The following is a 12,439-nucleotide window of genomic DNA, read 5'->3' as shown; positions in this document are numbered from 1 at the left end:
GTCCTCAGGCCTGCGGACGGCCAAGCGTCTGGGGCGCGGCGGCGGCCGGAGCGGCGGCACGTCCCTTGCGCAGGTACCAGAAGAGGCCGGCCAGAAGCGCGCCGCCCGCCAGGATCGCCAGCGCCAGCAGCGGACGATAGGCGAACCAGCCGATGGCGATCACGAAAGGCCCCCAGAGCAGCGTCAGCACCAGCGCCAGCGTGCCCGTGCCGAAGGCAACGATCGAACCGATGAGCGGCACGATGTCCGCAAGCACCGAAAGGATCGAGAAGGTCATGGCAAAGCCGAAGAACATCAGCAGCAGTCCGCCCGCGCGGATCAGCCAGGTGATGATGACGTTGAGATCTTCCGCATCCTTGAACATCTGCGCTGCCGGCACCTTGCCCGCGGCGGAGAGGAAGATGTCGTGCCCGTTGCTGGCGGTGTAGGGGCCGAGGCCCTCGCCGTTCTGCTTGCCGACGAAGCTTGCCTCCTTCAGGTCGCCGCGCGAATAGGTGATCCTGAGATCGCCGACGGAAGGGCTGGAGGGGTTGGAACCCGCATAGATGCCGCCCTGGGACAGCTTCACCGGCCGGCTGTCGCCGAAATAGGCGTTGAAGGCGTCGATGTTCTCTTCGGTCATCCTGACGGGGCTTGCCTCGCCGAGCGGGGCAATGTCCTCGCCGCGGATGGTGAAGCCGCCGACCTTGGCGTCCGACACCTCGAAGTTCTGGCTGGAAATCGGCATCTCCGGGTTTTCGTGGCCGTCGGGCTTCTTGAAGCGCGAGGAATCGACCGGCCGGTCGCTCCATTCCTTGGAATAGGTGTAGGTGGTGGTGGTTTCCTCGCCGCCGCCGAGCTGCTTGTCGGTGTGCGATTCCTGCTTTTCCACCCACTGGTACATCTCGACCGAGCGGTTGAGGCCGACGGCGCCATCGGCGACGATGCCGAATTCGCTGTCCTCGACCAGGCCGCCGGGCACCACGGGCCCGGAAATATGGACGAGCTTGCCCTCGTTGGCCTGATCGGGGGCGGCGGAATCCACGTCCACCACGAGGCCGGCGCCTTCCACCAGCGCACGGTAGGTATTGATCGCCCGGCCCTCGTTCCAGAAGAGCAGGATGGTCGTGCCGACGATCAGGATCAGGCCGACCACGATCTTGATCAGCGCTTCCTTGATCCGGGTAAACCAGGACTTGTAGGTTGTTTCGGTATAGCTCATGCGCAGGGGTCCCCTCTCTCGGCATCCGCCCTGCGGTTTCCCCTCGCGGGCGGATTGCTTCGCTGCGCTGCTTCTACACCAAAATGCGCGGTCATGCTCGAAAAACGCGCCACAGGTTGAGGTTCGCCCAAAAATGTTCGGGGCGCGACCCGGCGCTGCCGAGCCCTGCCGCATCAGGCCTCCTGATAGGCCCGCCGCACCGTGTCGGCGAAGTCCCGGACGAAATCGACGAGGGTCTTCTGCTCCTCCTTGAGGTCCGGTCCGTTCGGCGCCGGGGTATCGGCGCCTGCCGCGCCGGCCTTGTCCGGTCCGGCGGCCCCGGCTGCAGTCTCGCCTTCGCCTTCGGCCTTGGCCTTCTGCATGGTGATGATGCTGAGCAGGTTTCCGAGCGCGCCCATGGCCGGAGTTACCGTATGGCTGTTGTCCAGCGCTTCCTGCGCCGCTTTCGCCTGCACGTCGTCGATGTATTTTTCCAGCCGCTCTGCCTGCTGTCGCTTGAAGGTGATGCCCGCATACATCGAGGCATCCTTGATTTCGAGCTTCTTGGTCTTTCCGCCGCCGATATCGACCAGGATCGTGAAGGGCTCCGGCGGGAATTTCTCGCGGTTGGTGACGATTGTGGCGAAAAGGGCGCCCGCATTCAGGGCCACCTCGTCCGCCTTGTCCTTCGGCTTGCCATACTCGGCCTCCAGCGCCTTGTAGTTCTGCTTGAATTCCTTCTGCAACCGCTCGTCGGCGGTAAGGACATCCGCCACGATGTTCTGGATCTGAGGCGGGAAGAAGCCGATCTCCCTGGAGGAGAGAAGATCCCGCGCGTCCAGGGTTTTCCGGCCCTGGACATAGAGATCGAATGTCATTGCATTGGTAGGGGATGAAACGGAAACCATCGTGCAATCTCCTGAAATAAGGGAAGCGCCGCGCCGGCTGAGGGCAAGACGGAATGCGATTGCGCTGAAAGCATACGTTATGTATGAGGAATATTAAATATTGATTCGCCTAACAAAGCGTTAACGCCTGAGGCGCCGCGGACGAAACATAGGAAGAAGAGAGATTTGGTGGAGCTAAGCGGGATCGAACCGCTGACCTCTTGCATGCCATGCAAGCGCTCTCCCAGCTGAGCTATAGCCCCATTGAAGGTATCGGGTCCTGCCCGATCCGGGAACCGAGGAGAGTGTTTCGTCCCCGTCGGTGGCGGCTTGATACTTCCAGTTTCCTGTTATGACAAGCCCAAAAAAATGGTCCGGCGCATTTTTTTCGAAAGCGGCGCCGGACCGGTATCCTGCTGGCGGATCAGACTTCGTCGTCGCCGCCGGTCACGCCGATGAGGCCGCTCATGTCGTCGTCGTCATCGTCTTCGTCGGCTTCGAGGAAGGTGTCGTCGTCGTCGTCGCCGAGATCTACGTCGTCATCGCCCATGTCGGGAATGTCGTCGCCGCCGGCATTGTCGTCGGCATCCTCGAGGGAGACCAGTTCGACTTCCGTGCTTTCGGTATCGACTTCCGCCACCTCTTCCTCGGCGGCCTTTTCCATGATGGCTGCGACGGAGGTTTCCTCGAAGTAGGAGAGCGGCCAGGATTTGCCGGTATAGGGAGAAACGACCGGATCGCGATTGAGGTCGTAGAACTTCTTGCCGGTGTCCGGGCAAGTCCGTTTTGTGCCAAGTTCCGCTTTTGCCACTGTCAAAGCCTCTTGCTGAGCCGGTCGCGAGACCGGTGGGGACCGGGATCTCCGGCGCTATCGGGAAATATGATTAGCGGGTCGCCTTAATCCATGGCGGCTTTCCTGTCAAAGCGAAACTTGTGGTTCTCCTGCGCGCTTCGTGCTATCGCGGGCCGCCCGCGGCCCTGCGGGTGCGTGCCGGCCGTCCGGCGCCGCTTTGAACGGCTCCCGAATTTTCTGCTTAAATCGGTTCAGATTCGGAACGACATGCGCTAAAGGGTGCCGTCCCGCCCGCGATGATGAAGACGTGAAGGAAGAATACCGATGTCCCATGGCGCCGCCCCGAAGCCTGCCACCGCACGCCGCTCCGAAAATCTTGCCGGTTCCGTCACCATTCCCGGCGACAAGTCCATCTCGCACCGTTCCTTCATGTTCGGCGGGCTCGCCTCCGGTCAGACGCGCATCACAGGCCTGCTCGAGGGCGAGGACGTCATCAATACCGGACGTGCCATGAGCGCCATGGGCGCGAAGATCCGCAAGGACGGCGACACCTGGATCATCGACGGCACCGGTAATGGCGCGCTGCTGGCGCCCGAAGCCCCGCTCGATTTCGGCAATGCCGGCACCGGCTGCCGCCTCACCATGGGCCTCGTCGGGGTCTATGACTTCGCCTCCACCTTCATCGGCGACGCCTCGCTCACCGCCCGTCCCATGGGCCGCGTGCTGAACCCCTTGCGCGAAATGGGCGTGCAGGTGGAAGCCGCCCCCGGCGATCGTCTGCCCGTCACCCTTCGCGGCCCGAAGACGCCCGCGCCGATCACCTATCGCGTGCCCATGGCCTCCGCGCAGGTCAAGTCCGCGGTGCTGCTCGCCGGCCTCAACACGCCCGGCATCACCACCGTCATCGAGCCGGTCATGACCCGCGACCATACCGAAAAGATGCTGGCCGGCTTTGGTGCGGCCCTTTCGGTGGAAACCGATGCAGCGGGCGTGCGCACCATCCGCCTGGAAGGCCGGGGCAAGCTCACGGGCCAGACCATCGCGGTTCCGGGCGATCCCTCGTCCACCGCCTTCCCGCTGGTGGCGGCAATCCTTGTCCCGGGATCGGACATCACCATCCGCAACGTGCTGATGAACCCCACCCGCACCGGCCTGATCCTCACCCTGCAGGAAATGGGCGCCTCGATCGAGATCCTCGACCCGCGCCTTGCCGGCGGCGAGGACGTGGCGGACCTGCGCGTGCGCCATTCGGAGCTTCGCGGCGTCACCGTTCCGGAGGAGCGCGCCCCCTCCATGATCGACGAATATCCGATCCTGGCCATTGCCGCCGCCTTCGCCAAGGGGGATACGGTGATGCACGGGCTGGAGGAGCTGCGCGTCAAGGAGAGCGACCGCCTTTCGGCGGTGGCCAACGGCCTGAAGCTCAACGGCGTCGCCTGCGTCGAGGGCGAGGCTTCCCTCACCGTCACCGGCCGGCCGGACGGCAAGGGCTATGGCACGCCCGGCGGCCAGGCGGTGAAGACCCATCTCGACCACCGCATCGCCATGAGCTTCCTGGTCATGGGGCTTGCGGCGGAAAATCCCGTCACGGTGGACGATGCCACCATGATCGCCACCTCCTTCCCCGAATTCATGGACCTGATGACCGGCCTCGGGGCGCGGATCGACGCCACCGCCTGAACGCCTGGCCCCCGGGCCCCGGGGCAAAACCTCGGGTCCGGCTTCCGGCGCCGTGCCCCTCCCGCAATCGCGGGAGGTCCGCTTCGCTTGCGGCCGGGCCGGGGCGATCCTATTCTCGGGCCTCGCATCGGCGGCGGATCGTCTTCCCCGTCCATCGACGGGAGGACCGGGCATGCACAAGAACACCATCTGCCTCTGGTATGACGGCGACGCGGAAGAAGCGGCGCATTTCTATGCCAGCGTCTTTCCCGACAGCGCGGTGCATGCGGTCTTCCGTGCGCCGAGCGACAATCCCTCCACGCCGGCGGGCGCGGTGCTGACGGTCAATTTCACCGTTGCCGGCATTCCCTGCCTCGGCCTCAACGGCGGCCCCGCCTTCCGCCACAGCGAGGCCTTCTCCTTCCAGATCGCCACCGACGACCAGGAAGAAACCGATCGCTACTGGAACGCCATCGTCGGCAATGGCGGCGAGGAAAGCGCCTGCGGCTGGTGCCGCGACCGCTGGGGCCTCTCCTGGCAAATCACGCCCCGCACCCTCACCGAAGCCCTCGCCGCCGGCGGCGACGAAGCCCGCCGCGCCTTCGAGGCCATGATGACCATGCGCAAGATCGACATCGCCACCATCAACGCCGCCCGCCGCGGGTAGCAGTCGGCAGGGGGCTGGGCCGGTTTGACGCCGACATCGACGTGCTGCGCCACCACCCTCTGCTTTGCACTATGGCGAGTTTGAGGATGCGCACCCCTCTGCCTTGCGTGGTGTGGAGTTTGTGGCGCCGCACCCCCCTCTGCCTCGCGCGGCGTTTTCTTTGCCGTACCGCACCCCCCTCTGCCCTGCCGGGCATCTCCCCCTCAAGGGGGGAGATCGGGATGGGGTTTAAGCAGGCAGTCCCCAGCAGACGTTTCTGCAAATGAGACGTTCATTGTTTGAGGAAACCAAAAACCGCAATGTCGATCTCCCCCCTTGAGGGGGAGATGTCCCGGCAGGGACAGAGGGGGGTGCACATCGGCAAACTCGACGCAATGCGAGGCAGCCCGATCTCCCCCCTTGAGGGGGAGATGTCGGCGAAGCCGACAGAGGGGGGTGCGGCGCGGCAAACTCGACGCCGTCCCGACAGAGGGAGGCGCACCTCGACAAACTCCACGCCACCCAAGGCAGGCGGCTATGACGCCTCGCAAACCCCGCGCCGCACGAGGGGAGCACCTCACGCTCGACCGGCCCGTCGGGACAAACCCGTTTGCGGCGGGCGCGGAGCTATATTATGACCGCGGGGAAAGAGGATGTGTGCCATGAGCTTTACCATTGCGATCGACGGGCCGGCGGCTGCCGGCAAGGGGACGCTGTCGCGGCTGATTGCCGGGCATTACGGGTTTCACCACCTGGACACCGGCCTGACCTATCGGGCGACCGCGAAGGCCCTGCTGGATGCGGGGATGCCGCTCGATGACGAGGCGGTGGCGGCGGCGCAGGCGGAGCGGGTGGAGCTTTCCGGGCTCGACCGGTCGGTGCTGGCGGCCCACGGCATCGGCGAGGCGGCCTCGAAGATCGCGGTGATGCCGCGGGTGCGGGCGGCGCTGGTCGAGGCGCAGCGCCGCTTTGCCGCGCGGGAGCCGGGAACCGTGCTCGACGGACGCGATATCGGCACCGTGGTGTGCCCGGATGCGCCGGTGAAGCTCTACGTGACGGCAAGCCCGGAAGTGCGGGCGCGGCGGCGCTACGAGGAGATCGTCGCCTCCGGCGAGCCCGCCAATTTCGACCGCATCTTCGCCGAGGTCCGCATTCGCGACGAGCGCGACATGAACCGCGCGGAAAGCCCCTTGCGGCCGGCGGAGGATGCGCACTTGCTAGATACGTCCGAAATGAGTATAGAGGCCGCATTTCTTGCAGCCCGATCGCTGATCGACGCCGCACTGAAGACGAAATGAATGACGGGCGGCGCGAGAAGCGGCCGCTCCAATGCCTGACAATCCGTCCATGCGCCGGGTTGCCCTCTAGAAGGAGGGCGGACGGTTTCAGGCCATGATCAACGCCAACCCGCCGGCGCCCGCGTTCCCAGAAAAGGGAACGGTTCCAGGAGTTTCCATGTCTCAAGCAAATCCCAGCCGTGACGATTTCGCGGCCCTTCTCGAAGAATCCTTTGCCAAGAACGATCTGGCCGAAGGCTATGTGACCAAGGGCATCATCACGGCCATCGAGAAGGACGTCGCCATCGTCGACGTCGGCCTCAAGGTCGAAGGCCGCATCGCGCTGAAGGAATTCGGCGCCAAGGCCAAGGACGGCACGCTGAAGGTCGGCGACGAGGTCGAAGTCTATGTCGAGCGCATCGAGAACGCGCTGGGCGAAGCCGTCCTGTCCCGTGAAAAGGCACGCCGCGAAGAAAGCTGGCAGCGTCTCGAAGTCAAGTTCGAGAACGGCGAGCGCGTCGAAGGCGTCATCTTCAACCAGGTCAAGGGTGGCTTCACCGTCGATCTCGACGGCGCCGTAGCCTTCCTGCCGCGTTCGCAGGTGGACATCCGCCCGATCCGCGACGTGACCCCGCTGATGCACAACCCGCAGCCCTTCGAAATCCTCAAGATGGACAAGCGCCGTGGCAACATCGTCGTGTCGCGCCGCACGGTTCTCGAAGAGTCCCGCGCCGAGCAGCGTTCTGAAATCGTCCAGAACCTCGAAGAGGGCCAGGTTGTCGACGGCGTCGTCAAGAACATCACCGATTACGGTGCGTTCGTCGACCTCGGCGGCATCGACGGCCTGCTGCACGTGACCGACATGGCATGGCGCCGCGTCAACCATCCGTCGGAGATCCTGAACATCGGCCAGCAGGTCAAGGTCCAGATCATCCGCATCAACCAGGAAACCCACCGCATCTCGCTCGGCATGAAGCAGCTCGAGTCCGATCCGTGGGATGGCATCCAGGCCAAGTATCCGGAAGGCAAGAAGATCTCCGGTACCGTCACGAACATTACCGATTACGGTGCGTTCGTCGAGCTGGAGCCGGGCATCGAAGGCCTGATCCACATCTCCGAAATGTCCTGGACCAAGAAGAACGTACACCCCGGCAAGATCCTGTCCACGAGCCAGGAAGTCGACGTGGTCGTTCTCGAAGTCGATCCGTCCAAGCGCCGTATCTCGCTCGGCCTCAAGCAGACGCTGGAAAACCCGTGGCAGGCCTTCGCGCACAGCCATCCGGCCGGCACCGAAGTTGAGGGCGAAGTCAAGAACAAGACCGAATTCGGTCTGTTCATCGGCCTCGAAGGCGATGTCGACGGCATGGTGCACCTGTCCGACCTCGACTGGAACCGTCCGGGCGAGCAGGTCATCGAGGAATACAACAAGGGCGACGTCGTCAAGGCTGTCGTTCTCGATGTGGACGTCGACAAGGAGCGCATCTCGCTCGGCATCAAGCAGCTCGGCAAGGACTCGGTCGGCGAAGCCGCCGCTTCCGGCGACCTGCGCAAGAACGCCGTCGTCTCGTGCGAAGTCATCGCCGTCAACGACGGTGGCATCGAAGTGAAGCTGGTGAACCACGAGGACATCACCTCGTTCATCCGCCGCGCCGATCTCGCCCGTGACCGCGACGAACAGCGCCCCGAGCGCTTCTCGGTCGGTCAGGTTGTCGACGCCCGCGTCACCAACTTCTCCAAGAAGGACCGCAAGGTCATGCTTTCGATCAAGGCGCTGGAAATCGCCGAAGAGAAGGAAGCCGTCGCACAGTTCGGTTCGTCCGACTCGGGCGCATCGCTCGGCGACATCCTCGGTGCCGCTCTGAAGAACCGCAACGCCGAATAATCGGCCGCCGTTCGCGACAGAAAAAAGGAAAAGCCCGCCGGTCTCCGGCGGGCTTTTTCGCGTTTGGGCGGTGTAAAAGGGCGCCGACGGCGGAGGGCCTCAGCTCCAGCCGGCCATCCGCTGGTAGAGGTCGTAGGCGGCATCGCCGGCCTCGCCGTCACCGGACGGCGCTTCGGCCGTGGCGGCGGCCTCGTCGGCGGGGGCCTCGTCCTCGCCGTCCTGGCGGGCTTCCGCCTCGGCGTCCTCGCGGCTTTCCTCCTCTTCCGCCTCCTCGCCCGAGGCGCGGTAACCGGCCCGGTCCGCCGGGCCATCGTCGCGCTCGTCGGCGAGCGGATAGGGCACCGACACGTAGGGGATCGCCTGGCGCAGGTCCTGGGCAAGCTGAAGCGCGGTGGCGAGAAGCTGGTCGGTCGCCGAAAGCTCGCTCTTCACCTGCGCCTCCAGCCGGCGGTCGATCAGTCCCGCGGCCTGGTCGGCGGTGCGGATCAGCTGCTGTTCGGCGGCCGCGAGTGCGGCCTTGTGTTCGCCGAGATCGTTTGCGGCAACACCGCGTCCGCGCAGGTGATATGGAGCTTCGGCATGATCGGGCTCAGGCCCCGCATGCGGCACGAGCGCGGCGGCAAGCACGGCTTCCGCAGCGCGCGAGGCGGGCAGGGTCGCCATGCCGATCGCCACCTCTTCGGTCCAGCCCTTGAGGCCGAAGATCGGGGTGAACTCCTCCGATCGGGGGAGGGTGCGCGGCACGCTGCGGCTGTAATCGACGAAGGGCCGGCTCTGAAATTCCCGCCGCGCCACCTGTGCGGCGCTCTCGGCGGGCCTCGGCGCATCCGCGCCATCGAGAAGCTCGATGGCAGCCTTGGCCTGGATCACCGGGTCGGGATTGTCGCCCGCCGCGAAGGCGGCGGTCAGCACCGATTGCAGGCCACGGGCATCTGCAACGGCAGGCATGGCGGCGGCAGGCGCGCTGCGGCCATCCGCGGACGGAACGGGACGGGTGAGCCGGGCGGGATCGAGATCAGCCATCGCCCGGCGGACGGGCGTCGTCTCGGCTTGCGGTTCCGGTGCGCCTTCCCCTGCGGCCTCCGGCTGGGAGGTGCGGCTGAAGATGTTGTCGGTTTCCTGGTGGAAGGGCAGGAGGCCCATGCCATCCTCGCCGTCATCGGCAAAGAGCAGACCCTCCGGCGCAGCGCCCTCCGGCAGGGCCGGTGCGGTGCCGCCGGGCATCTCCGCGGCAGGCCGGGAGGCGGAGGCCGCACCGCCGCCGGCGGCTGCGGCTGCTGCTCCGGCGCCGGTCGTGGCGGGGCCCGAAACGGCAAGCGCCCCGCCGGGGCCCGGCCCGTCGAGGCGTTGCGGCAGTGCATAGACGCCCTCGCGCGTGGGAGGCCCCTGGGCGGGTTGCGGATCGACGGGAATGTCGGCGCCGCCGTTCTGCCGGTAGGAGGTCAGCACCGTGCGGGTGGCGAGATCGCCCCCGGTCCGGCCTGCCATCTCGAGCAGGGCAACGATCCGGGCGGCCTCGGGTCCGGCCGGGTTGAGGAAGGCGGCGATGACGAGCTGGAGACGTACCCCGCGCAGGATCTGGGCGAGCTGCTTTTCCGCATCCGCCTTCATCGCGGCGGGCATGACGGTGAGGATCAGCGCCAGGCGCTCCACATAGGCGGAGGCGGTTTCGCCGTCGCGGCGCGGCAGGTTGAGGGCCTTGCCCAGGGCATCGGCGATCTTGGCAATGCCGTCGGGCACGCTGTCGCGGCCGTTCAGCAGCAAGACGTTCAGCTTGCCGGAATGGTTCGGGTTGACGTCCCGGTCCGCATCGGCGGCCTGCCCCGGATAGATCGGCTCTCCCGTCAGATGTGCGCTTGCGGAAACGGAGGCCGAATTCTGGTAGGACCCGCTCGACCCGGAAATTGTACGAACAGGAGGCAGCATGGCGTGCTCCGATCTGACAATGAGGGTGGCTGGATCAGGCTTCTCACGGAACGGTGCACCCCGTTCCTCTTCCTTCCGATGAGAAAGCTCCCGACGGAGCTTCCCTGGCGCATCATCGCCCGGATGATTACATGGTCGATTCGCAATTTAGAGCAAAAAGATTAACAGAATGCTAACCATTTTAGGCTCCGCCCGGGCGTCCGCATCGCTTGCCGCGGTGCCGTCGCTCGCCTAAAACCGCATCAGCGACCATTCCGGACAGCGCTGCCGGCCAGACGGAAAGCCACATGAAGCCTGACAATCCGATTCTCAACACCGACAGCTACAAGCTCAGCCATCACCTGCAATATCCGCCGGGCACGCGCGGCATGTCCGCCTATGTGGAGGCGCGCGGCCAGTCCATGTGGCCGGACGTGGTGTTCTTCGGCCTGCAGATGTTCCTCAAGGACATGATGCAGCGCCCGGTGACCCGGCAGGACGTGGCCGAAGCCGAGGAAATCGCGACGCTCCACGGCCTTCCCTTCAATCGCGAGGGCTGGCTCTGGATCGTCTCGCGCCATGGCGGCTATCTGCCGGTCCGCATCGAGGCGCTGCCGGAGGGAACGGTGGTGCGGCGCGGCGTGCCCCTGCTGCAGGTGACGAGCACCGATCCGGAGAGCCCCTGGGTCACGGCCTACCTGGATACCGCGCTGCTGCGGGCGGTCTGGTATCCCTCCTCGGTCGCCAGCAATGCACGCAAGATCCGGGAGCAGCTCCTTCCCTATTACGAGCGCACCACCGATCCGGAAAGGGTCGCCATCGAGACGCGGCTGCACGATTTCGGCGCGCGCAGCGCCACCTCGCGGGAACAGGCGGCACTCGGCGGGGCGGCGCATCTGGTCTTCTTCGAGCGAACCGACACGCTGGGAGCCCTGGTGGCGCTGCGCAACCACTACGGCGCGCCGATGGCCGGATACTCGCTGCCCGCCTCGGAACATGCCACGATGACCGCCTGGGGGCAGGGGCAGGAGACGCAAGCCTACCGCACCATGCTGGAGAATTTCGCCCGCTACGGTGCCGTTTCCGTCGTCTCCGACAGCTACGACATCTCCCATGCGGTTGCCGAAATCTGGGGCAAGGCGCTGAAGGAGGACGTGATCCGCTCCGGCGCGACGGTGCTGGTGCGTCCCGACAGCGGCGATCCCGTGGATACGCCGGTGCAGGTGGTGGCCCAGCTCGCCTACGCTTTCGGCACCGAGCTGAATGGACGCGGCTACAAGCTCATCCGGCACGGCGTGCGGGTGCTGCAGGGCGACGGCATCTCGACGGCCGACATGGGCATGGTCCTCGGCCGCATGGAAGCCATGGGCTTTTCCGCCGACAACATCTATTTCGGCACGGGCTCGAACCTCATCCAGAAGGTCAATCGCGATGCCTACGGCTTCACGATGAAGGCCAATGCGCGGCTCACCGAGGAGGGCCGGTGGGTGGACCTGGTCAAGCGGCCGGCCCATATCGCCGACAAGGCGTCCAAGAGCGGAAGACAGGCCGTCGTCGTCGAATTCGGCGAGCTTGCAGCCTGCCGGCTCGAGGATGTGGGCAGGCGGCAGAACCACCTCGTCCCCGTCTACGAAGACGGCAATCTTCTGGTCGACTGGAGTTTCGACGAGATCCGGGCGCGGGCGAGAGCCATGTCCGGCCCCCCGCGCTGAGCGCCTTACCGGGTCCTGAACAGGCGGTAGATGCCGTTGTCGTCGGAATCGATTGCGGCGATGTGGCTCGAGATCACCGCCCGCTCCACCCGGTCATGGGCCGCGAAGGCATCGAGCACGCTGCCGCGCACGAAGACGGGCTGGGCTTCTTCGGACGGATGTTCCGCCTCGAAATCGTCGCTGGAAAAGACGGACTGGTCATGAATGTCTGCAAAAACATGGTCGTCGGCTTGTTCAAAAGATAAACTGCCAAGTATGTCGGCAACCATAACGCCCCCAAAACGGATACGGGTATGAAACAACTTTTACCGCTCGCCGGCGCGTGCCCGGGGCGCGTGCCGGCAAGGCGAAGTCCACCGCAAAATGGTTAACATCCGGTTTGAAGGGTGCGGGGCCGCAGGGGCCCCGCGGCGCATGAAAATGCCCGCCCCGGAAGCCGGAACGGGCTGAAGCTGCGGGCTTTTCCGGCGGGCCGGGCGAGATCCTCCCCGGCCGCAC

At 65.5% G+C, this 12,439-nt stretch carries 10 protein-coding genes and 1 tRNA gene; 5 read left to right on the top strand and 6 right to left on the bottom strand.

From position 1 onward, the window contains the following. Positions 1–4: 4 nt before the first annotated feature. From GGR23_RS15250 to GGR23_RS15235, 4 genes are all read right to left on the bottom strand, one after another. Complete coding sequence (locus tag GGR23_RS15250; protein WP_183367164.1) at positions 5–1,201, bottom strand: TMEM43 family protein; 1,197 nt, start codon at positions 1,199–1,201, stop codon at positions 5–7. 173 nt (positions 1,202–1,374) lie between these two features. Further along, entirely contained in the window at positions 1,375–2,088 is a 714-nt protein-coding gene (locus GGR23_RS15245) for a hypothetical protein (RefSeq protein ID WP_183367163.1), read from the bottom strand. A gap of 166 nt (positions 2,089–2,254) precedes the next feature. Further along, a tRNA-Ala gene (locus GGR23_RS15240) sits at positions 2,255–2,330 on the bottom strand. Positions 2,331–2,491: 161 nt separating this feature from the next. Further along, the gene (locus GGR23_RS15235) at positions 2,492–2,878 is read right to left on the bottom strand and encodes a TIGR02300 family protein (RefSeq protein WP_183367162.1); all 387 of its coding nucleotides are present in this window, start codon (positions 2,876–2,878) and stop codon (positions 2,492–2,494) included. A gap of 306 nt (positions 2,879–3,184) precedes the next feature. Between GGR23_RS15235 and aroA the strand changes: the two genes are divergently transcribed. From aroA to rpsA, 4 genes are all read left to right on the top strand, one after another. Then, on the top strand, positions 3,185–4,540 hold the full coding sequence (gene aroA / locus GGR23_RS15230; RefSeq protein ID WP_183367161.1) for a 3-phosphoshikimate 1-carboxyvinyltransferase: 1,356 nt from the start codon (positions 3,185–3,187) through the stop codon (positions 4,538–4,540). Positions 4,541–4,712: 172 nt separating this feature from the next. Continuing rightward, positions 4,713–5,186, top strand: coding sequence for a VOC family protein (locus tag GGR23_RS15225; RefSeq protein ID WP_183367160.1), 474 nt, complete (start codon positions 4,713–4,715; stop codon positions 5,184–5,186). A 632-nt stretch (positions 5,187–5,818) separates the two neighbouring features. After that, positions 5,819–6,463, top strand: a complete 645-nt coding sequence (cmk, locus tag GGR23_RS15220; protein WP_183367159.1) for a (d)CMP kinase — start codon at positions 5,819–5,821, stop codon at positions 6,461–6,463. Positions 6,464–6,620: 157 nt separating this feature from the next. Next, positions 6,621–8,324, top strand: coding sequence for a 30S ribosomal protein S1 (rpsA, locus tag GGR23_RS15215; protein ID WP_183367158.1), 1,704 nt, complete (start codon positions 6,621–6,623; stop codon positions 8,322–8,324). Between the two features lie 99 nt (positions 8,325–8,423). Here the strand turns inward: rpsA and GGR23_RS15210 are convergent, their stop codons facing one another. Further along, a complete protein-coding gene (locus tag GGR23_RS15210; protein ID WP_183367157.1) occupies positions 8,424–10,250 on the bottom strand; it encodes a hypothetical protein in 1,827 nt (608 codons plus the stop codon). A gap of 287 nt (positions 10,251–10,537) precedes the next feature. On the opposite strand from GGR23_RS15210, the gene GGR23_RS15205 reads away from it, so the two are divergent. Next, on the top strand, positions 10,538–11,941 hold the full coding sequence (locus tag GGR23_RS15205; protein ID WP_183367156.1) for a nicotinate phosphoribosyltransferase: 1,404 nt from the start codon (positions 10,538–10,540) through the stop codon (positions 11,939–11,941). A 5-nt stretch (positions 11,942–11,946) separates the two neighbouring features. Here the strand turns inward: GGR23_RS15205 and GGR23_RS15200 are convergent, their stop codons facing one another. Beyond that, on the bottom strand, positions 11,947–12,210 hold the full coding sequence (locus GGR23_RS15200) for a hypothetical protein (protein ID WP_183367155.1): 264 nt from the start codon (positions 12,208–12,210) through the stop codon (positions 11,947–11,949). Positions 12,211–12,439 lie beyond the last annotated feature (229 nt).

Origin of the sequence: Gellertiella hungarica (genome assembly GCF_014197145.1) — a bacterium.
GTDB classification, from domain to species: domain Bacteria; phylum Pseudomonadota; class Alphaproteobacteria; order Rhizobiales; family Rhizobiaceae; genus Gellertiella; species Gellertiella hungarica.
Note: the sequence above shows the minus strand (reverse complement) of the source record. Positions and strands in the feature narration are given on the sequence as shown.

What these genes read in the sequence shown, in the direction of transcription:
- GGR23_RS15250 (WP_183367164.1), bottom strand. Translation starts at nt 1,201, where the DNA reads ATGAGCTATACCGAAACAACCTACAAGTCCTGGTTTACCCGGATCAAG.
- GGR23_RS15245 (WP_183367163.1), bottom strand. Translation starts at nt 2,088, where the DNA reads ATGGTTTCCGTTTCATCCCCTACCAATGCAATGACATTCGATCTCTAT.
- aroA (WP_183367161.1), top strand. Translation starts at nt 3,185, where the DNA reads ATGTCCCATGGCGCCGCCCCGAAGCCTGCCACCGCACGCCGCTCCGAA.
- GGR23_RS15225 (WP_183367160.1), top strand. Translation starts at nt 4,713, where the DNA reads ATGCACAAGAACACCATCTGCCTCTGGTATGACGGCGACGCGGAAGAA.
- cmk (WP_183367159.1), top strand. Translation starts at nt 5,819, where the DNA reads ATGTGTGCCATGAGCTTTACCATTGCGATCGACGGGCCGGCGGCTGCC.
- rpsA (WP_183367158.1), top strand. Translation starts at nt 6,621, where the DNA reads ATGTCTCAAGCAAATCCCAGCCGTGACGATTTCGCGGCCCTTCTCGAA.
- GGR23_RS15210 (WP_183367157.1), bottom strand. Translation starts at nt 10,250, where the DNA reads ATGCTGCCTCCTGTTCGTACAATTTCCGGGTCGAGCGGGTCCTACCAG.
- GGR23_RS15205 (WP_183367156.1), top strand. Translation starts at nt 10,538, where the DNA reads ATGAAGCCTGACAATCCGATTCTCAACACCGACAGCTACAAGCTCAGC.
- GGR23_RS15200 (WP_183367155.1), bottom strand. Translation starts at nt 12,210, where the DNA reads ATGGTTGCCGACATACTTGGCAGTTTATCTTTTGAACAAGCCGACGAC.